Origin of the sequence: Pseudomonas sp. CFBP13508, assembly GCF_005233515.1 — a bacterium.
GTDB lineage: Bacteria > Pseudomonadota > Gammaproteobacteria > Pseudomonadales > Pseudomonadaceae > Aquipseudomonas > Aquipseudomonas mercuritolerans.
In genome coordinates this window covers 171,111-191,349 of sequence record NZ_QFZZ01000009.1, presented here as the reverse complement: position 1 = coordinate 191,349, position 20,239 = coordinate 171,111, and the positions used below count along the sequence as shown (strand labels likewise).

The following is a 20,239-nucleotide window of genomic DNA, read 5'->3' as shown; positions in this document are numbered from 1 at the left end:
GGGACAGCGAAGATAACTTGAATCAAATTCGCCGCGAAGGCGGGGTGACTGCATCACGGACTGGCAGGTACATTCCCCAAGAGCAGTACAGCAGGATGACTTTTTACCAAGGACAGGTATTTTTCATGACCGGCATTACCCCAGCACCCCCACATCTTCCGTTCGTGGCCAGTACATCTGATAACCACGCGCACCCACCAGCCGACAAAGTCGAGTCGTTGACCACCCCTGAGGGATCAAGAGGGGATATTGCGTTACCTCCCGACGTTGACAGAATCGCCGGCGCCGAATTGCGCCGCTTGGGCAATCTCGGAGGAGCGTTGTCATGGTCGATTCCCTTGAACACAGACGAGCAGCGCCGCTTGCGTCTTGTCACCATGAGCCATCAACACCATTTGGGCGATCAGCCGCTGGTCATGCAAATCAAGGGCGGTGTGCTGGAGTTCCTGAACTATTGCCACCTCATCCCCTTAATGGCGCAGCATGAGCCGGCGAAGATGCTCGAAGCGTTGGTCGACTCCCCACAGGGGCAGCTGATGGGCAAAGCGCTGCAACATAAAATGCAGGGCATGGAAAGCGATAGAAGCGTCACGGATTACCTGCTGGCCGGGATTGCTCTGCAGCTGGATCCTGAATCAATCGTCGCCCCCGTGCGCAATAAAGTCGCTGGTTTTGACCTGGCCAGTGAGCAGTATTGGGGAAAGGCTCCGCGCGCGGTCGTGGATGGTCTTGCTGAGCACTTGAGCTCGACCGGTCGCACCAGCGCCGCAATGGCAAAAATCGGTGCCCGCATCCTGATTGCCAGAATCGCCCCGTCTCTGTTGATTCAGCAGGTTCCCCCTAATGTAACAATCGGCAGCCAGGCCTGGGCCAACGTGACGATCGCGGCAATGACAATAGAGGCGTTGCACCCGGGCAAGGTTCTCGACATGACGTTCGCTCAGGTCATGAATGATGCTGACCAATTCCGCCAGATCGATACCGCCGTCACTCAAAGCGCCCGGACAGTTTCGGTACTGGATTGGGCAGTAGCCAACGGAGTGATAAGAAGAAACAACGATGACGCGTACACCGTCGCGACACTCGAAACGGCGAGAAATGCATTCAACGCACAACTTGATCAGCGACTTGCTGCCTCCAGCATATTGACCAGTGAGATACCAACGCGCAGAGAAATCGCACTGGCAATCCTGAAGAAGCGATTTGGTGATCTCGGTGCGCTGTTTGAAGTGAAGGCGCTCAGTACAGATATGTATCGAGGGGAAAACGGGCAAAGAGGGTTCGGTGGCACTCATTCGCTTCTGGATTACGCAATGATGGACCTGCCGAATCTGCGGCCCCTCAAGTCAACCGACGCTCGCCTTCCGCTGGAGGCTGTAAACCATAACCCGGCATTTGGCGTGCTGGCGGCTTTCGAAGAGCAGTTCGCCAATGCAATCAGCGAGAAAAAATCCGCCGTCGCTGCAACGGTCAGGCACATGATCGCGCAGCTTCCATTGGCAGACAGGAAAACTCTGCAATTCGCAAAACTCACCTTCTTTCAGGAGAGTTCGTATACATCCGACGGTTTTTTTAATAACAGTCCGGAACAAAAAGAGCCCTGGCTGCTCCTCAGAACCGAGCTGCGCGGAAGCTTCCAGGCATACGAAATCAATTTCGAAAAAGGTGCGATTGAACAGGCGAACCTGAACAGAGCGAAGAGCAAGCAATCAAGAGATGCCAACAAATATTTCACGACCAGAGAGCTCAAACCACGAGACACCGAAAATGATCTGGGTCGCGAGCAATCCTTGAACGACTCACTATTGGACAGCTTCAACAGCGCGCGTGCCCGTGGCATTGCCGATGTATTTGTCCAGCACCTTGATCTCGATGATCCTGCAATAAAGCAGTTGGCACGCGGGCAAACCCCGTTAGATGAATATTTCGCTCCAAGGCCCTTGAACGATTTTCTGCTGAACCTGATTCCTTTCCGCTCTGCAATAGCCAATCTTCGGGCCGGTAGTTATGGCGAGGCAGTATTTGATCTGCTGCTGGACGTGTTCGGATTTCTCACTGCTGGTGCCGCCACTGCCGGCAAACTCCTGAAGATCGGACGTACTGCCGTTTCTGCCGGAGCCAAGGTATTAAGGTCGGCCAACGTTATCGGTGTGTCGGCCATAGAATTGCTCAATCCCGTCGGTGGGGCGGGAGATTTGGCCAGACTTGCCGGCGTTGGCGGCTTGTACGTAGTGTCCAAAGGCGTCAGAGCGATCAACAGGCTCAGGGGGGCAGCTGCCAGTTACGATGTCTTGAAGGCGGTGAGCAAACAGTACGACGCTGCGGCGATCGGGGGGTTGAATGTAGCGGGACACAAGTTGGAGGTCGCTGCGGTCCTCAGGAGCGGACACTGGTACGCCTTTGACGCCGATTCCATGAGGCCTTTCGGTCGTCCGCTCGAGGACTTCGAAGTTGCGACCCAGGCTGTTGCAGGCCAGGTCTGGACAGCCCATATAGACGAGGCGCTGGCGCTGAGTCATGAGCGCTACGGTCGCCTTGCCGTACCTGAATCGCGTATCGCCGGGCTTACGCGCAACAGCCAGGGTGTCTATGTTGCTGCCGATGGGTATCTTTCTCATGTACGCCATATTGATAACCGGGGTACAACGGCTGTGTACGAAGTGCGACAGGTCACGCGCACGGAAGACGGCGTCGTTCAGGCGCGGGTTTATCACAATACCCGGCAAACCGAGTTGCTGATCCAGCATGTTCACGGTGACCAGTGGCAACGCCTGGGTTTATCCGGTGGTGGGAATATTACCGCTGAACATTTGCGAGCGTGGGAGGCGTTGTCGCGCGAGGAACAGCTGACACTCACTCGTCGGGGCTTTGCACGTCAGAAGCGCGTCTCTGCAAGAACCTTTGAATATTACGTAAACGCTGACGGCCAACTAAGTGCTACAGGACTGCTCCTGCGTGACCGAGCTGCCGGGACGGCCTTCAATGCGGTCACTGCAGCGCAGGTTCGTAGCTGGCAATCCATGACGCAGCAAGCGCGCGATGCGATGACCCTTGAAGGATTTGCCGCTCACCATCACCTCCAGCCGCAGACGTTCAAAAATCACGTACACGTCGATGGCAGCCTGTCGCTCCAAGGTGAATCGCTGCTGTACCGGGAGGGTGGTGGCATATATAACAAAATTACCGATGAACATTTACGCTTGTGGCAGGAGCTATACGACCAACCGGACAATTCAGTCACGGCAGGGCAGTTCAGGCAACAACACGGGCTCGATCCACGACTGTGGGAGAAATACGTTCACAGCAATGATTCTCTGAAAGACGCTGCTCTGCAACGTGTCGCGCGGATCAGCACCACCGGGCCGGCAGCAGGCCGTTCAAGCGTGCAGAGAATCACGGGCGCAAATCTGCGAGCGTGGGAAGCCCTGTCAGCCGAGGAACAGTTGCGGGTTACACGGAAGGGGTTTGCGCAGGAACATCATCTGTCCATAAAAACCTTTGAGCACTTTGTACAACCTGACGGTCAGCTAAGCGCTACGGGCGTACTTGTGCGAGACCGTCCAATGGACTCGCCCTACAATGAGATAACCGCCGAGCACGTCCGTAGTTGGCAAAACATGACACAGCCGGCGCGCGATGCAATGACCATAGATGGATTTGCCGCACATCACCATTTGTATCTCAATACATTCAGATCGTACGTACGGAGCAAAGGGACGTTGACTCCTGGCGGAGAAGCCCTGTTGTTCAAGGCGGGTGGGGGGGCCTACAAGACGATTACCGATGAGCATTTGCGTGAGTGGAGCAAGCTCTTGGCCCAAGGGGATGGATCGATTGCCGAGGAGGCGTTCCTGCGTCAGCATGAGCTGAACCCGAACCTGTGGAGGTTTCAAGTCAACCCCGATGGTTCCTTTAGAAAGGCGACTGAGCAACGTCTGCAACAGGCAAAGAAAAACCCCGCACTACCCGCGGTCCAGGCGCTGGGTACACACAGGAACAGGATCACCGCCGAGCATTTGCGGGCCTGGGAGGCGCATTCACCTCAAGAGCAGCGCAAGCTGACCCCGCCAGGCTTTGCCCAACAGCACCACCTGTCTTTGAAAACCTTTGCCCACTATGTGAAGTCTGACGGCCGGCTGAGTGACGTCGGCGTGCTGGTGCGCGACCGCCCCGCCAACATGCCGTTCAATATGGTGACTGCCACGCACGTCCGCAGCTGGCAAGGCATGTCAGAGCAAGTGCGAGACGCAACGACCCTGGAAGGATTTGCCGGTCATCACCATTTGAACCCGGGAACACTGAAAAACCACGTGCATGCGGACGGGCGCCTGACTGCGATTGGTGAGACGCTTTTGTTCAAGGCAGAGGGTGGTATCTATGAACCGATTACCAATAAGCATTTACGCGATTGGAGCGAGCTCGTTGCCAGTGCGGACGACGCTGTCACGCCAGAACAATTCGTCAGGCGCAACAAACTGAACCCAATCAAATGGAAAAGATACGTTAATGACAACGGTTCATTAAAAGATGAAGCGGTGCGACGTCTGGATCGTGCAGGGCAGAACAGCACGCCGTCTCCTGACGTTACCGAAGCGGATCTGGACGCCAAAACAACCAAAGTGACGGCTGAACATTTGCGGGCCTGGGAGACATTATGGCTCAAGAAGCGGTTAGGGCTGACCCCTGAAGAGTTTGCCCGCAAGCATAATCTCTTCCCTAAAACCTTCGCACATTACGTAGAGCCTGATGGCACGCTGAGCGCTACTGGCGTGATTGTGCGTGATCGCCCTGCTGGAATGCCTTTCAATAAGATAAGCGAAGTCAACATTCGTCGTTGGCAGAGCATGACCCAGCAGGCGCGTGATGCAATGACCATGAAAGTTTTTGCTGATCACTACCACCTGAATCCCGAACGGCTGAAATCGTTTGTGCGGCTAAATGGCCGTTTGGCCCCCAGCGGCGAGGCGCTGATGAACAGGCTGGTCGGGCGCACCTACAAGACGATTACCGACGACCATTTACACCATTGGCGAGAGCAGTTCTTGCAGCCTGACAACTCAATGACACCTGAGCAGTTCATACGCAAATACGAGCTCAACCCGAGCCGTTGGGCAATTTTGGTTGACGCAGACGGCACCTTGAAAGAGGCCGCCACGCGCCGTCTCGATCGAGCGGAGCAACATATCGCGGCGGAGCAGGCGGGTGCGAGCACGACACGAAAGCGGCCAGCATCAGATCCTTTGGATCCGCCGCCGCCGCCGCCGCCGAAGGCGGCGGCCCAGGCCAGCTCGACCGATACGCCGGAGGATGCAGAAGTCCCCGGGCCGTCTTCGGCGGTCGAGCCTGTTGTAATCAAGACCGAGCCCGGTGTCTCTACGCCGTTACGTCGCCATCAGATCGACAATACTCTGCCGATTCTGCAGGATCCGGCGAATCCGAGACTCAGCTTGACCCGGTCACTTGAAGGACCCATTGATGACATTCGTATCGCCTACTGGAATGGTCTGCGTGATGGACTCGACAGTGCAACGAAGAAGCGGGTTTCGGCTCAGATCAAGGCGTCGATAAAAGACTGGCTGCGTACCGAGGGTCAACATCAGTCCCGATTTGATGAGTGCCTGGAGGTAATCATCTCGTTGGATGATGGTGGGCCGACCCGAGGCGCTTCGGTATGGGCGCGGCGCGATATCTCCCAATTTGAAGTACTCGGACCTTATGCGGGCAAGTACCATCCATCAGAGGCATCGTTGTTTCAGGAGCAGCGCAAGCAAGGTTCAGAGGCCGTGCTGACTTATATTTTCGGCACACGTTCGGTGAAGCGCACGGTGAGCGGGCTGCACACTGGCAATACCTTGAGCCTGATCAACACTTCGCAACTGAAAAGCGGACCTGTGTGGAAGTCGAATAATGTCATCTCCATTGCGGTCGGGAAAAACCTGACGTTCTATGTGGCGCTTTCGGATATCAAGAAGGGAGATGAATTGTTGTTGGACTATGGGCCGTTCTATCAGCCAGTGCCTGATATCGCGATCAAGCCAGATCCGGACCAATGAGTTGAAGTGATCTCTGGTTTGATTGTCAACACTGGCAATCCAGGAAGACGCGGCGGGACAGGGAAGTGATGGACGAGATCATCAGAATGCAGATAGGGCTTTAGATCTTGCAATGCAGCTGACGGCCCCTTCGCGAGCAGGCTCGCTCCCACAGTTGAAATGCATTGCCCTGTGGGAGCGAGCCTGCTCGCGAAAGCGGCCTGTCAGACGCTGCTTATTTATCGGTCAAAGCAAACTGCGTCAGGCAGAACGTAGGAATGCCCATGTCCTCAAGGCGCTGCGAACCGTGCAGCTCTGGCAAGTCAATGATCGCCGCCGCTTCATGCACCCGCGCGCCCATGCGGCGAATCAGGTTGGCCGCTGCAATCAACGTCCCGCCAGTAGCGATCAGGTCATCGAACATCACCACCGAATCGCCTTCGCACAGGCTGTCGGCGTGCACTTCCAGAAACGCTTCGCCGTATTCGGTCGCATAACCTTCGGCCAGCACGTCCGCCGGCAGTTTGCCTTGCTTGCGGAACAGCACCAGCGGCTTGTTCAACTGATAAGCCAGTACCGAACCGATCAGAAAACCACGGGCATCCATGGCGCCGATGTGGGTGAAGTCGGCTTCGACGTAGCGGTGGGCGAAGCTGTCCATCACCAGGCGCAGGGCCGTCGGCGACTGGAACAGCGGGGTGATGTCGCGAAAGATCACGCCCGGCTTGGGGAAGTCGATCACGGGGCGGATCAGGGATTTGATGTCGAAGGAGTCGAAGACCATCGGGGTGTCCTGGCAGGGCTGCAAACGGCGCAGTATACCCGCGGCTGAAACGATTCGCTCAACCGCGGGTCGTGATCAGCCTTCGATCGAACCGCCGGCCAGCGCGCACAGCTGGATCGGGTCGAGGATATGGATCTCCTTGCCCTCGGCGGCAATCAGCTCGTTCTGCTGGAAACGGGTGAACACCCGCGACACGGTTTCCACCGCCAGGCCCAGGTAATTGCCGATTTCATTGCGCGACATGCTCAGGCGGAACTGGTTGGCCGAGAAGCCGCGAGCGCGGAAGCGCGCCGACAGGTTGACCAGGAAAGTGGCGATGCGCTCGTCAGCGGTTTTTTTCGACAGCAGCAGCATCATTTGCTGATCGTCGCGAATCTCGCGGCTCATCACCCGCATCAACTGGCGGCGCAGTTGTGGCAATTGCAGCGCCAGTTCGTCGAGGCGCTCGAAGGGAATTTCGCAGACTGACGTAGTCTCCAGCGCCTGGGCCGAGACCGGGTGTTTTTCGGTGTCCATGCCCGACAGACCAACCAGTTCGCTCGGCAGGTGGAAGCCGGTCAGTTGCTCTTCGCCGGCATCGCTCAGGCTGAAGGTTTTCAGCGCGCCGGAGCGGACTGCATAGACGGAATCGAAGGTGTCGCCTTGGCGAAAGAGGAATTCGCCTTTCTTCAGCGGGCGGCCGCGTTTAACGATTTCGTCGAGCGCATCCATGTCTTCCAGATTCAGAGAAAGTGGCAGGCAGAGCGGGGCCAGGCTGCAATCCTTGCAGTGGGCCTGGTTGTGAGCGCGCAGTTTGACTGGCTCGGACATTTCTTCAATCCTTGTGGGAAAACACACATAAGCCGTAAGGGTAACCCAGCAAAGGACATTCAGGCCAGCGCGCTGCGGCGTTGTCCTACAGACATAAAGCCGCAGCACCTACGGCCGATAACCCGTTATCAGCATTCATCCAAGGAAGGCCCCCGATGACCGCCATTGGCACGCTAAGCCCCGGTAGCAGCGGTATTGCTGCTTCGCCGGAGGTAACCGGTCCCGACGCTGTAGTGGGCCGCGAGGACACCTTGTCACGTACGGCAACCCCGACCTTGGTCGAGGGTGTCAAAGTGTCGCTGTCCGGCGCGGCCATCGCCAAATCCGCCGCTGTCGGCGGCGAAAACAGTGACATCGACAACAGTGGCTTGCCGGAGAACATCCAGCAGTTGCTGAAGATGATTCGCAAGATCCAAAAGGAAATCATCGAGAAAAAAGCGCGCATGGCGGCGGTCATGTCAGACAGAACCCTCTCCAACGAGGAAAAGATCAACAAGCTCGCCGCATTACGTGGCGCCATCGCCGCCCTCAACAGCGGCCTGATCACCGCCAACCTTTCCTTGTCGAAAGTCATGAACCAGTCGGCGCTCAACCCTGATCAGAACCTCAAGGTCGGCTCGTTGCTGACCAAGCCTTAAATCACTCGGGAGAAACGCTGGCGGTTCTGCTGCTCCAGGTACGCATCGAAGACCATGCACACCGAACGCACCAGCAATCGGCCCGCCGGCAACACCTCGATGCGCTCGCGCTCGAGCCTGATCAGGCCATCCTCGGCCATGCCTTGCAGCTGCGGCCACAGCGCACCGAAATAGCCCTGGAAATCGATGTTGAATTGCTGCTCGATCTCGGCGAATTCGAGTTTGAAATTGCAGATCAGCTGCTGAATCACCGCGCGGCGCAAACGGTCGTCGGCGTTGCACACCAGGCCGCGACTGGTCGCCAGCTGCGCGCTGGCCAGGCTGTTCTGATAGGCAGTGAGGTCGCTGCTGTTCTGACAGTACAAATCACCAATCTGGCTGATCGCCGACACGCCCAGACCAATCAGGTCGCAATGGCCGTGGGTGGTATAGCCCTGAAAGTTGCGTTGCAGGGTGTGTTCTTCCTGAGCGATCGCCAACTCGTCATCGGGCAGGGCGAAGTGGTCCATGCCGATGTAGCGGTAGCCGGCAGCGGTCAGTTGCTCGATGGTGCGCTGGAGCATCTCCAGTTTGTGCGCAGGGCTCGGCAAGTCGCTGCTGTTGATCCGTCGCTGGGGCATGAAGCGTTCCGGCAGGTGCGCGTAGTTGAATACCGACAGGCGATCCGGTTGCAGACTGATCACTTCCTCGACGGTGCGGGCGAAATTGTCCGGTGTCTGCTTTGGCAGGCCGTAGATCAGATCGATGTTGATCGAGCGAAATTGCAGGGTTCGCGCCGCATCGATCACCGCGCGGGTTTCTTCCAGGCTTTGCAGGCGATTGACCGCACGCTGCACCGCCGGGTCCAGATCCTGCAGGCCAATGCTGACCCGGTTGAAACCCAGTTCGCGCAGCAGGCCCATGGTCGACCAGTCGGCTTCGCGCGGGTCGATTTCAATGCCGTAATCGCCGGAATCATCGTTGAGCAAATTGAAATGCTTGCGCAGGTGCGCCATCAACTGACGCAACTCGTCGTGGCTGAGAAAGGTCGGTGTGCCACCGCCGAAATGCAGTTGCTCGACGGTTTGCGCCGGGTCGAGGTGGCAGGCGATCAACTGGATTTCCTGCTCGAGCCGTTGCAGATACGGCTGCGCGCGACCGCGATCCTTGGTGATGACCTTGTTGCAGGCGCAGTAGTAGCAAATGTTCGCGCAGAACGGCACATGCACGTACAGCGACAACGGCCGCTGCGCCTTGCGGCTGTCGCGCAGGGCGTGGAACAGGTCGAAAGTGCCGACCTGACCGTGAAATTGCACGGCGGTCGGGTACGAAGTGTAGCGTGGCCCCGCCAGATCGTAACGGCGGATCAGATCAGAGTCCCAACGAATGGCGTCGAGCATGCGGGCATTCCCCCGGATAGGCTGGCAGTGTGGCGAGTCTAGGGGAGGGCGTGACAGGGCATGTTGATTTGCATCAACGGCGAGGATTTGGGTTGTTCGTGCGGGCCTCTTCGCGAGCAGGCTCGCTCCCACAGGTCTTGTGTTCGCTGCAAGTCTCATGTGGGAGCGAGCCTGCTCGCGAAGGCCGCGCCGGCGGTCTAATGACCCATAAGCCAATGCTGATGCGGCCCGGGCAAGGTCCAGATCCCGAACACAATCACCAGCAAACCACCCGCCATGCGCACGCTACGTTTGCGCAGGATAGCCGTGACTCGTTCAGCCGCCAGCCCGGTGGCGAGCAGCACCGGCCACGTGCCGAGGCCAAACGCAAGCATCAACAGCGCACTGTCCAGCGCATTGCCTTGGCTGGCGCTCCACAAGAGCGTGCTGTAAACCAGCCCGCACGGCAGCCAGCCCCACAGCGCACCGAGCAGCAAGGCGCGCGGCAGGCTGGAAACCGGCAGCAAGCGATTCGCCACCGGTTGAATAAAGCGCCACAAACCACGCCCGAGCGCTTCGATACGCGTCAACCCGCTCCACCAGCCGGCGAGGTACAAACCCATAGCGATCAGCAGCAACCCGGCCAGTACGCGCATGAACAGCGCCGCCGGGCTGTTGGCGACTGCCCAGCCGGCCAGGCCGATGAGCAATCCCGCCGTGGCATAACTGAGAATCCGCCCGAGGTTATACGCCAGCAACAGACGAAAGCGCCGGCTGCGCTGTTCTTTGGGAATCGCCAGGGTCAGCGCGCCCATCAGACCGCCGCACATGCCCAGACAATGGCCGCCACCAAGCAGGCCGAGAATCAGCGCCGAGACCAGCAGGGGCGCCAGTTCAAGCATGGGGTGGCGCCTTGTCGTCCGGTTTGCCGGCGTTGGCTTCGTCCACCGCAGCGGTGTGGTTGGGATCCTGATCGTCAAAAAGGATGCTGTGCGCCGGGCCGTCGAGGTCATCGTACTGACCGCTGTCCACCGCCCAGAAGAAGATGTACACGGCGATGGCAACGATCAGCAAGGCAGCGGGAATCATCACGTAGAGAGCTGGCATCTGTACTCCAGGCCCGCGCGGCTCAGGCCGGCAGCGGGCGGGTTTGTGTCGGGCTGCTGGCGGCCGGCGCGCTCGGCAGGCGAGTCAGGCGCAGGGCGTTGAGCACCACGGTCAGCGAACTGATCGACATGCCGACCGCCGCCCACACCGGAGTGATCCAGCCGAGGGCGGCGAACGGCAACATGAGGCCATTGTACAGCGCTGCCCACAGCAGGTTTTCGATGATTACCCGGCGCGTGCGTCGCGCCAGCGTGAAAGCTTGCACCAGAGCGTCGAGGCGATTGGACAGCAACACTGCATCGGCGCTGGTTTTCGCCAGATCGGTGGCCGAGCCCATGGCCACGCTGATATCGGCCGCAGCCAGCACCGGCACGTCATTGACGCCGTCGCCGAGCATCAGCACCTTGCGCCCTTCCTTGTGCAGTTGTTGCAGCACTCGCAGTTTGTCATCGGGGCGCAAGCCACCACGGGCCTCGTCGATGCCCAGTTCGGCGGCGACACTGGCGACCATCGGCGAACTGTCGCCGGACAACAGCAAGGTGCGCCAGCCCCGCGCTTTGCAAGCCGCGAGCAGAGCGGGGGCATCGTCACGCAGGCGATCATCGAGCACCAGCCACGCCAGCGGCCCGTGCGTGTCGGCGAGCAGCAACCATTGTCCGGCTTCATCAGGCATTGACGGCAGTGCCGCGCCGCTCAGGGCGCAGGCAAATTCGGCCTGACCGATGCGCAAGCGTTGCTCACCGACCACGCCTTCCAGGCCCAGCCCCGGTGTGCTCTGCACATCGTCAGCGGCCAGTGGAGCACGGCCGAACGCCCGGGCGATCGGGTGTTCCGAACGGTTTTCCAGCGCAGCGGCGAGGCTCAGGCATTGCTCGCTGTCCAGCCTGCCGAGCGGGCGAATCGAGCGCAGCACCAAGCGGCCTTCGGTGAGCGTGCCGGTCTTGTCGAAGATCACCGTGTCGATCTGATTCAAGCCTTCCAGCACATGGCCGCGGGTCAGCAACAGCCCGAGTTTGTGCAGGGTGCCGGTGGCGGCGGTGAGGGCGGTCGGCGTCGCCAATGACAGCGCGCAGGGGCAGGTCGCCACCAGCATGGCGAGGACGATCCAGAACGCCCGCGCTGAGTCCAGCTGCCACCACAGCAGGCCGATCACTGCCGCCGCAATCAGCGACAACAGGAGGAACCATTGCGCGGCGCGGTCGGCGATTTCCGCCAGACGCGGTTTCTCCGCCTGAGCGCGATCGAGCAGGCGCACGATTGCGGAGAGACGCGTGTCCTGTCCCAGCGCCTGCACTTGCACGGTCAATGCGCCTTCGACATTGAGCGTGCCCGCAGTGACCGCATCACCGAGCGTGCGTGGCTGTGGCAGGTATTCGCCGGTCAGCAGCGATTCGTCGATGCTCGACTGGCCGTCGATGATCTTGCCGTCAGCCGGCAGAATCGAGCCCGGCTGCACCAGAATCCGCTCGCCCACGCGCAACTCGCTGAGCAGGATGCGTTCGCTCTGGCCATCGCTATCCAGGCGCAGGCATGAGGCCGGCAACAGGTTGACCAGTTGCGCAGTGGCGGCAGCGGTGCGTTCGCGGGCGCGGCGTTCCAGATAGCGTCCGGCCAAAAGAAACAGGGCGAACATGCCGACCGCATCGAAGTACAGCTCGCCGACCCCGGTGATCGACGTCCAGATCCCGGCGATATAAGCGCTGCCAATCGCCAACGACACCGAGACGTCCATGGTCAGGTGGCGGGTGCGCAAATCACGCATCGCACCTTTGAAGAACGGCGCGCAGCTGTAGAACACGATTGGCGTGGTCAGAAACAGCGCGACCCAGCGCAGGATCGTGTGCAGCTCGGGACTGAGGTCGATGTTGAATTCCGGCCAGGTGGCCATGGTCGCCATCATCGCCTGAAACCACAGCAGACCGGCGACGCCGAGCTGGCGCAGGGCCAGGCGATTCTCGCTGGCCAATTGTTCGCTGGCACGGTCGGCCTGGTACGGGTGAGCGGCGTAACCGATGTGGCGCAGCTCGGCGAGGATCTGGCTCAGCGGCAATTGGGCGTCGGCCCAGCGTACGTGCAGGCGATGGTTGGACAGATTCAACCGCGCTTCGGCGACGGCGGGCAGGGTGCGCAGGTGTTTCTCGATCAGCCAGCCGCAAGCGGCGCAACTGATGCCTTCCATCAACAAGGTGGTTTCGGCCAGATCGCCTTCATGACGGACGAAGGGTTGCTGCACGTCGGCGCGGTCGTACAGCGCCAGTTCATCAGTCAGTTGCACCGGCAGCGCTTCGGGATTGGCCGAGGCTTCGCTGCGATGCTGGTAGTAGCTTTCCAGACCACCGGCGACGATGGCTTCAGCCACCGCCTGACAGCCCGGGCAGCAGAACTCGCGAGACTCGCCGAGGACGACGGCGGTAAAGCGGCTGCCGGACGGGACGGGCAGGGCGCAGTGGTAGCAGGGGGTTGGGGTGGTCATGGCATTGATGAGGGTGTGAGCCCTTGCATTGGGGGTGTTCGCTTGCCCTCACCCCAGCCCTCTCCCGGAGGGAGAGGGAGCCGATCGGTGTGAGCCTGAAGAGCGGTTTCAGTCGCCGACATTGTCACTGTCATACGCCCCGCTTCCAGGCAACCGAGATCAGTCCCCTCTCCCTCCGGGAGAGGGCCAGGGTGAGGGGCTCTTGATTTTGATTCAATTCTTCAGGTCTTCCGCACCCTGCAATGGCTCATCACCCAGCAGCAGTTCCTTGTCATGGCTGACCAGTTCTTCTTCAAACATGCGCCACACGTGCTCATCCTGGCTGCCGAGCAACTCGACAAACCGTCGCCCTTCGACCTTGTCGCCCAACTGGCCAATGTAGCGCCCGCTCTCGCTGTCACTGCGGGTCAGCACGATCTTGCGATCCTTCTCCGGCTGGGTCGGCGAAATCAGGTTCAGTTCCAGGGTTTGCGGCTGGCTGTCACCGTTCAAGCGCAGATCGACTTCACCGGTCACGTCATCCAGATGCACCGCCGCACGCAGCTTCAGGGTTTGCGCCAGCAGCTCGCGATCCAGTGAACGGTTGATGCCTTTGCCTGCTTCGTAATAGTTGTCGTTGACCAGATTGTCCGGGTTGTTCACCGCGATGGTCACCATCGACAGGGTCAAGGCCACCGAGCAGGCCAGAATCGCGATGATGATCCACGGCCAGAGGTGCTTGTACCAGGGACTTGCGGCGTTTGCAGCGGGCATGTTCAAAATTCTCTCAACGGATTTGTGGGCCGATGAATCGGCTCTTGGCTTCAACGTGGACGCTGTCGTCATCGGCGTCCTTGAGGATGAATTTCACCTCGTTGGTGCTCGATGGCAGTTGTTCCGGCGCGCTCGACAACTCGACCGGCATGCTGACGATATCGCCGGCGGCAACCTTGATTTCGCGCTTGCCTTGCAGGCGCAGGTCCGGCAGACCCTCGGCTTGCAGCAGGTAAGTGTGGTCGCGCTGATCCTTGTTCATGATCTTCAGGCTGTAGACGTTTTCGATCCGGCCTTCAGCGTTTTCGCGGTACAGCACGCGGTCTTTGCTGACGTCGAAACCGACCAGTGAGCGCATGAAGAACGCGGCGACCAACAGGCTGATCATCGCCAGCAGCACCACGGCATAGCCGATCAGGCGCGGTCGCAGTTTATGGGTTTTCTGCCCGGAGAGGTTGTGTTCGGTGGTGTAGCTGATCAGCCCGCGCGGGTAATCCATCTTGTCCATGATGCTGTCGCAGGCATCGATGCACGCAGCGCAGCCGATGCACTCGATCTGCAGGCCATCGCGGATGTCGATGCCGGTCGGGCAGACCTGCACGCACATCGTGCAGTCAATGCAGTCGCCCAGCCCCAGCGCCTTGTAGTCGATGCCTTTCTTGCGCGGCCCACGGCTTTCGCCACGGCGCGGGTCGTAGGAAACGATCAGCGTGTCCTTGTCGAACATCACGCTCTGGAAGCGCGCATACGGGCACATGTAGATGCACACCTGCTCACGCAACCAGCCGGCATTGCCGTACGTGGCGAGGGTGAAAAAACCGACCCAGAAATACGACCAGCCATCGGCCTGACCGGTGAAGAATTCGATGACCAGTTCGCGGATAGGCGAGAAGTAGCCGACAAAGGTCATGCCGGTGACAAAACCGATCAGCAGCCACAGCGAGTGCTTGGCCAGTTTACGCACGAATTTGTTGGCGCTCATCGGCGCCTTGTCGAGCTTGATGCGCTGGTTGCGGTCGCCTTCGGTGACCTTTTCGCACCACATGAAAATCCACGTCCACACGCTCTGCGGGCAGGTATAACCGCACCAGACGCGCCCGGCGTACACGGTGATGAAGAACAGGCCGAACGCGGCAATGATCAACAGCCCCGAGAGCAGGATGAAATCCTGTGGCCAGAAGGTCGCGCCGAAGATGAAGAACTTGCGCTCCGGCAGGTTCCACCACACCGCCTGGTGACCGCCCCAGTTCAGCCACACCGTGCCGAAATACAGCAGAAACAACGCCGCACCGCCGAGCATCCGCAGATTGCGGAACAGGCCGGTGAAGGCACGGGTGTAGATTTTTTCTCGTGAGGCATAAAGATCGACGCTGTTGTTCGCGTTCTTGCTCGGCGGCGTGACGTCGTGTACCGGAATCTGATTGCTCATCATTGCATCCCACGGCAGTGGAAAAATGCCTCGGTCGATACGTGCCAACCAAGGTCAAAAAGGGCTGTTGCAGTAGCGCGATGATACGCCTGCAGCTCTGGCTCAAGGGTGCGACCTTTGGTCGCGTTGGGTAAAAAATGCAGATGGTGTAGCGATTGCAGAAAAGCCTGATGCAGATCAATTGACTTGTTGAGTATGGCTGAGTTTTCGGCAGATGCAGGTAAAACGGCGGGTAGGGTTTTTGCAGCGATTTCGTGAAGGTATCACTTCGGCTAAATGTCTTTTTAGGGGGAGAGTTGTCGTGAAGTTGCTTAATTAACTTGCAATGAAATCGCGGTTTTATTGTTCTGGTTTTTCACATAGCTTTTGTCTGTGATCGTTTTTGGTTGCTGTTATTTCAATAAAGATAAAAGGAATTATATGAAGAGCATGTTCAAGGTTCGGCATGTCTGTGCGCTGTTATGGGTTTTCAGTTTAATGCCTGCAGTGGTGCTGGCTGAGCAAAATCCAAATCACATGATATTTGCGTCTGATCCGCAATATCCGTGGACGGAAAAAACGGACAGTGGTGAAGCTGAATCTGAGTCGGAAAAGGAAGCGCGTTCCCGCGCGCTGATCGAAAGCCAGTTTTCGGATATCGCAAACTTTCGCAAAAACTTCAGCATATCTCCGGAACATATTCCGATCATGATCAATGGCGATATAACGGCCTATGGGCATGGGTGGCAGCGAAGTTGGTTGCGACCGGTTTTGAATAAATACTTCGGTGGCAATGTCTTCTACGGCCTCGGTAATCACGACTATGAAAAGAATGATTGTTTTTCTGAAAGTTGTGCTGCAGGTAGTATCACCGATTTCGAAGAGCATCATCGTGGCAAAGTCGGAAATCTAGACCTGAATATAAGCGGTAGTCCGATTAACAGGCTGTTTTCTGGGAGTCTGGCCTACTCCATAGATGTTGGAGATGTACACCTTGTCCAGTTGCACAACGAGCCGACGTATTCGGTATGGATTTCACATTTCTTGAATCCGACGACGTTCGACATCAGGAATTCCCTGGACTGGCTGGAAAAGGATCTGAAGGCGGCGCGTGAGAAGGGACGGATTATTATCCTTAATATGCATAAGCCTTCTCGCTGGCAGGGTGACGATAAGCAGATCAAGCGATTCACAAAGATCATCGAGGATTACAATGTCACTGCGGTGTTCGCAGGCCATTTGCATACTAGAGCAGGGCGCTTCTGGTGGACGGAAAATTTCGGCAGTGTGCCAGTTTATCTGAGCGGTTCCGCTTCGCAGCAAACTTATCTGATCGCCAGCTTTTCCAAAGACCGGAAGAGTCTGGTCATCAGCAAGGTTGAGAATAATAACTGGCCGAGTCGGGTGGCGGTGGATACGATCCCCGTCAAGTAAGTACAGCAGACTTGCGCGCGAAGACATTCATATTTATCGAGTGTCTCAGGGCGTGAATTCCGCTCATGAAAAGGCCCCGCCAATTTGCATTGGCGAGGCCTTTCATACTTCAAGCGTTGGCCTTACTCGGCCTGCGCCTCTGGTGCTTTTTCCCCATGCGACAAGCTGTAGACATACGCTGCCAGCAAGTGAACCTTGTCGTTGCCCTGCAGTTGTTCCTGCGCCGGCATCTGGCCCTGACGGCCGTAGCGGATGGTCTGCTGCAGTTGTGCGAAGCTCGAGCCGTAAATGAATGCGCCCGGGTGTGTCAGGTCAGGCGCGCCCATGGCCGGAGTGCCTTTACCGGCAGGGCCGTGGCAAGCGACGCAGTTGGCGGCGAAGAGTTTCTGGCCGTTGGCCGGGTCGGCCTTGGTGCCTTCCGGCAGTTTGCGCCCGTCGAGATTGGTCACCACGAAGGCGGCTACGTCAGCCACGCCTTGCTCACCGATCACTTCAGCCCACGCCGGCATCACCGCGTGGCGGCCGCCCATGATGGTGGTCTTGATGGTTTCCGGCTCACCGCCCCAGCGCCAGTCGGCGTCGGTCAGGTTGGGGAAGCCATAGGCGCCCTTGGCGTCGGAACCGTGGCACACCGAGCAGTTGGACGCGAACAGACGGCCGCCCATCTTCAGTGCTTGCGGATCCTTGGCCACTTCTTCGATCGGCATCGCCGCGAACTTGGCGAAGATCGGACCGAAGCGGGCGTCCGAACGGGCCATTTCCTTTTCCCACTCGTGGGCGCCGGTCCAGCCGGTCTGGCCGTTGGCGAACGCGGTCTGCTTCTCGGTATCCAGATAGTTGTAGCCCGGCAGCAGACCTTTCCAGTTGCCCAGACCCGGGTACAGCACCAGATAACCCAGAGCAAAAATGATCGTGCCGACGAACAGCATGAACCACCATTTCGGCAGCGGGTTGTCGTACTCCTCGATCCCGTCGAAGGAGTGGCCGACCGTCTCGTCCGTCTGTTCGCTGCGCTGGCCCTTGCGGGTCGACAGTAGCAGCCAGGTCAGGGCGAAGATCGTACCGAGACTGAGGACTGTGACGTACAGACTCCAGAATGTAGTCATTCTTTGTTACTCCTAGAAGCTTGCTCGACGTGCTTGATGGCTTCGGGATCATCGGCAAAAGGCAGCATGGTCGCGTCGTCGAATTCCGACTTGCGCTTGGGGCTGAACACCCACAAGGCCAGACCGATGAAGGCCACCATCACGACCACGGTGCCCAGGCCTCGAATCATCCCGATATCCATCAGATTCACCGTTTGCTTTTGATGATGGTGCCCAGGCCTTGCAGATAGGCCACCAGCGCGTCCATTTCGGTTTTGCCCTTCACGGCATCCTGTGCACCGGCGATGTCTTCGTCGGTGTACGGCACGCCGAGGGTGCGCAAGACTTCCATTTTTTTCGCGGTTTCCTTGCCGTCGAGCTTGTTTTCCACGAGGAACGGGTAAGCCGGCATTTTCGACTCGGGGACCACGTTGCGCGGGTTGTACAAGTGCGCACGTTGCCAGTCATCGGAGTAACGACCGCCCACACGGGCCAGGTCCGGACCGGTACGTTTGGAACCCCACAGGAACGGGTGATCCCAGACGCTTTCACCGGCAACCGAATAGTGGCCGTAGCGTTCGGTTTCAGCGCGGAACGGGCGGATCATCTGCGAGTGGCAGCCGACACAACCGTTGGCGATGTACACGTCGCGGCCTTCCAGTTCCAGCGCCGAACGTGGCTTCATGCCCTCGACCGGCTTGTTGGTGACGTCCTGGAAGAACAGTGGAACGATTTGGGTCAGGCCACCGACGCTGACGGCGATGACCATGAAGAAGGCCAACAGGCCAATATTCTTCTCGACAGCTTCATGCTTCATCAGTGAGCTCCAACGACGGCAATCTTGGCGGCGGCTTCGGCTTCAACCGGATCCGACGCACGAACGGTGCGGTACACGTTGTAAGCCATCAGCAGCATGCCGCTGGCAAAGAAAGCACCGCCCAGCGCACGGACGATGAAGCCCGGGTGGCTGGCCTGCAGCGCTTCGACGAACGAGTAGGTGAGGGTGCCGTCATCGTTGATTGCACGCCACATCAGGCCCTGGGTGATGCCGTTGACCCACATCGAGGCGATGTAAAGCACGGTGCCGATAGTGGCGAGCCAGAAGTGCGCGTTGATCAGCCCGGTGCTGTGCATCTGCGCCCGGCCGAACAGTTTCGGGATCATGTGGTAGATCGCGCCGATCGAGATCATTGCTACCCAACCGAGGGCGCCGGCGTGTACGTGGCCGATGGTCCAGTCGGTGTAGTGCGAGAGCGAGTTGACGGTCTTGATCGCCATCATCGGCCCTTCGAAGGTCGACATGCCGTAGAACGCCAGCGACACCACGAGGAAGCGCAGGATCGGGTCGGTGCGCAACTTATGCCAGGCGCCCGACAGGGTCATCATGCCGTTGATCATGCCGCCCCAGCTTGGCGCCAGCAGAATGATCGACATCGCCATGCCCAGCGATTGTGCCCAGTCCGGCAGGGCGGTGTAGTGCAGGTGGTGCGGGCCGGCCCAGATATACAGAGTGATCAGCGCCCAGAAGTGCACGATCGACAGACGATAGGAGTAGATCGGACGTTCGGCCTGTTTCGGCACGAAGTAGTACATCATCCCGAGGAAACCGGTGGTCAGGAAGAAACCCACCGCGTTGTGGCCGTACCACCACTGGATCATCGCGTCAGTGGCACCGGAGTAGGCCGAATACGACTTGAACAGGCTGACCGGCAGCGACATGTGGTTGACGATGTGCAGCATCGCGGTGACGACGATGAATGCGCCGTAGAACCAGTTACCAACGTAGATGTGCTTGGTTTTGCGCTTGGTGATGGTGCCGAAGAACACCAGACCGTAAGTGACCCAGACAATCGCCAGCAGAATCGCGATCGGCCATTCCAGCTCGGCGTATTCCTTGGTGGTGGTGTAACCCAGCGGCAAGGTGATGATGGCGCCGACGATGACCGCTTGCCAGCCCCAGAAGGTGAAGGCAGCGAGGCTGTCGGAAATCAGTCGCGTCTGGCAGGTTCGTTGCACGACATAGTAGGAAGTGGCAAACAGTGCACAACCGCCGAAGGCGAAAATCACCAGGTTTGTGTGCAACGGGCGCAAGCGTCCAAAGCTCGTCCACGGCAGACCGAAGTTCAGTTCCGGCCAGACCAGTTGCGAGGCGATGAAGACACCGAGCCCCATGCCAAGGATCCCCCAGACCACCGTCATGATGGCGAACTGGCGGACTACCTTATAGTTATAAGCAGTCGGACTGATTGCTGTGCTCATTCTAAGGTTCCACGGTTTGGGTATTTTTATAGGGATAAAATCGGCCGCAAGTATGTATAAAGCAGGGGGTCATTGCAACGCGCCATGACCTGGGTCAA

The 20,239-nt window shown here is 58.6% G+C and carries 15 protein-coding genes; 3 read left to right on the top strand and 12 right to left on the bottom strand.

Annotated features, from left to right (window positions below):
* The first annotated feature begins 125 nt into the window (after nt 1-125).
* A complete protein-coding gene (locus PspCFBP13508_RS27465) occupies nt 126-6,053 on the top strand; it encodes an SET domain-containing protein-lysine N-methyltransferase (RefSeq protein WP_178084506.1) in 5,928 nt (1,975 codons plus the stop codon).
* 214 nt (nt 6,054-6,267) lie between these two features.
* On the opposite strand, the gene PspCFBP13508_RS23255 is transcribed toward PspCFBP13508_RS27465, so the two are convergent.
* Together PspCFBP13508_RS23255 and fnr are read right to left on the bottom strand one after the other, a co-directional pair.
* Nucleotides 6,268-6,816 (bottom strand): adenine phosphoribosyltransferase, encoded by a 549-nt coding sequence (locus PspCFBP13508_RS23255; RefSeq protein WP_130911527.1) that lies wholly within the window; start codon nt 6,814-6,816, stop codon nt 6,268-6,270.
* Nucleotides 6,817-6,891: 75 nt separating this feature from the next.
* Entirely contained in the window at nt 6,892-7,626 is a 735-nt protein-coding gene (fnr, locus tag PspCFBP13508_RS23250; protein WP_016773865.1) for a fumarate/nitrate reduction transcriptional regulator Fnr, read from the bottom strand.
* A gap of 155 nt (nt 7,627-7,781) precedes the next feature.
* Here fnr and PspCFBP13508_RS23245 point away from each other — a divergent pair, with 155 nt between their 5' ends.
* On the top strand, nt 7,782-8,264 hold the full coding sequence (locus PspCFBP13508_RS23245; protein WP_137215804.1) for a hypothetical protein: 483 nt from the start codon (nt 7,782-7,784) through the stop codon (nt 8,262-8,264).
* Here PspCFBP13508_RS23245 and hemN read toward each other — a convergent pair.
* The 6 genes from hemN to ccoG form a co-directional block, all read right to left on the bottom strand.
* Entirely contained in the window at nt 8,261-9,643 is a 1,383-nt protein-coding gene (gene hemN / locus PspCFBP13508_RS23240) for an oxygen-independent coproporphyrinogen III oxidase (protein WP_137215802.1), read from the bottom strand. The two genes, PspCFBP13508_RS23245 and hemN, sit on opposite strands and share 4 nt — an antisense overlap.
* A 197-nt stretch (nt 9,644-9,840) precedes the next feature.
* Nucleotides 9,841-10,524: a sulfite exporter TauE/SafE family protein gene (locus tag PspCFBP13508_RS23235; protein WP_130911524.1), complete on the bottom strand. Its 684-nt coding sequence runs from the start codon at nt 10,522-10,524 to the stop codon at nt 9,841-9,843.
* Nucleotides 10,517-10,729 carry a cbb3-type cytochrome oxidase assembly protein CcoS gene (ccoS, locus tag PspCFBP13508_RS23230; RefSeq protein ID WP_039763029.1) on the bottom strand — a complete coding sequence of 71 codons (213 nt, stop codon included), beginning with the start codon at nt 10,727-10,729 and terminating at the stop codon, nt 10,517-10,519. The genes PspCFBP13508_RS23235 and ccoS overlap by 8 nt, the downstream gene beginning before the upstream one ends.
* A gap of 22 nt (nt 10,730-10,751) precedes the next feature.
* The gene (locus PspCFBP13508_RS23225; protein ID WP_137215801.1) at nt 10,752-13,202 is read right to left on the bottom strand and encodes a heavy metal translocating P-type ATPase; all 2,451 of its coding nucleotides are present in this window, start codon (nt 13,200-13,202) and stop codon (nt 10,752-10,754) included.
* A gap of 213 nt (nt 13,203-13,415) precedes the next feature.
* Nucleotides 13,416-13,955 carry a FixH family protein gene (locus PspCFBP13508_RS23220; RefSeq protein WP_130911522.1) on the bottom strand — a complete coding sequence of 180 codons (540 nt, stop codon included), beginning with the start codon at nt 13,953-13,955 and terminating at the stop codon, nt 13,416-13,418.
* A 13-nt stretch (nt 13,956-13,968) separates the two neighbouring features.
* Entirely contained in the window at nt 13,969-15,384 is a 1,416-nt protein-coding gene (gene ccoG / locus PspCFBP13508_RS23215; protein WP_137215799.1) for a cytochrome c oxidase accessory protein CcoG, read from the bottom strand.
* 420 nt (nt 15,385-15,804) lie between these two features.
* On the opposite strand from ccoG, the gene PspCFBP13508_RS23210 reads away from it, so the two are divergent.
* Nucleotides 15,805-16,797: a metallophosphoesterase gene (locus PspCFBP13508_RS23210; RefSeq protein ID WP_241669542.1), complete on the top strand. Its 993-nt coding sequence runs from the start codon at nt 15,805-15,807 to the stop codon at nt 16,795-16,797.
* Between the two features lie 122 nt (nt 16,798-16,919).
* Here PspCFBP13508_RS23210 and ccoP read toward each other — a convergent pair whose 3' ends face one another.
* The 4 genes from ccoP to ccoN are packed head-to-tail and all read right to left on the bottom strand — an operon-like array spanning nt 16,920 to nt 20,141.
* The gene (gene ccoP / locus PspCFBP13508_RS23205) at nt 16,920-17,903 is read right to left on the bottom strand and encodes a cytochrome-c oxidase, cbb3-type subunit III (RefSeq protein ID WP_137215797.1); all 984 of its coding nucleotides are present in this window, start codon (nt 17,901-17,903) and stop codon (nt 16,920-16,922) included.
* Nucleotides 17,900-18,085 carry a CcoQ/FixQ family Cbb3-type cytochrome c oxidase assembly chaperone gene (locus tag PspCFBP13508_RS23200; RefSeq protein ID WP_016775513.1) on the bottom strand — a complete coding sequence of 62 codons (186 nt, stop codon included), beginning with the start codon at nt 18,083-18,085 and terminating at the stop codon, nt 17,900-17,902. The genes ccoP and PspCFBP13508_RS23200 overlap by 4 nt, the downstream gene beginning before the upstream one ends.
* A gap of 5 nt (nt 18,086-18,090) precedes the next feature.
* On the bottom strand, nt 18,091-18,699 hold the full coding sequence (gene ccoO, locus PspCFBP13508_RS23195) for a cytochrome-c oxidase, cbb3-type subunit II (RefSeq protein ID WP_007917161.1): 609 nt from the start codon (nt 18,697-18,699) through the stop codon (nt 18,091-18,093).
* Nucleotides 18,699-20,141, bottom strand: coding sequence for a cytochrome-c oxidase, cbb3-type subunit I (gene ccoN / locus PspCFBP13508_RS23190; RefSeq protein WP_024012334.1), 1,443 nt, complete (start codon nt 20,139-20,141; stop codon nt 18,699-18,701). The genes ccoO and ccoN overlap by 1 nt, the downstream gene beginning before the upstream one ends.
* Nucleotides 20,142-20,239: the final 98 nt, after the last annotated feature.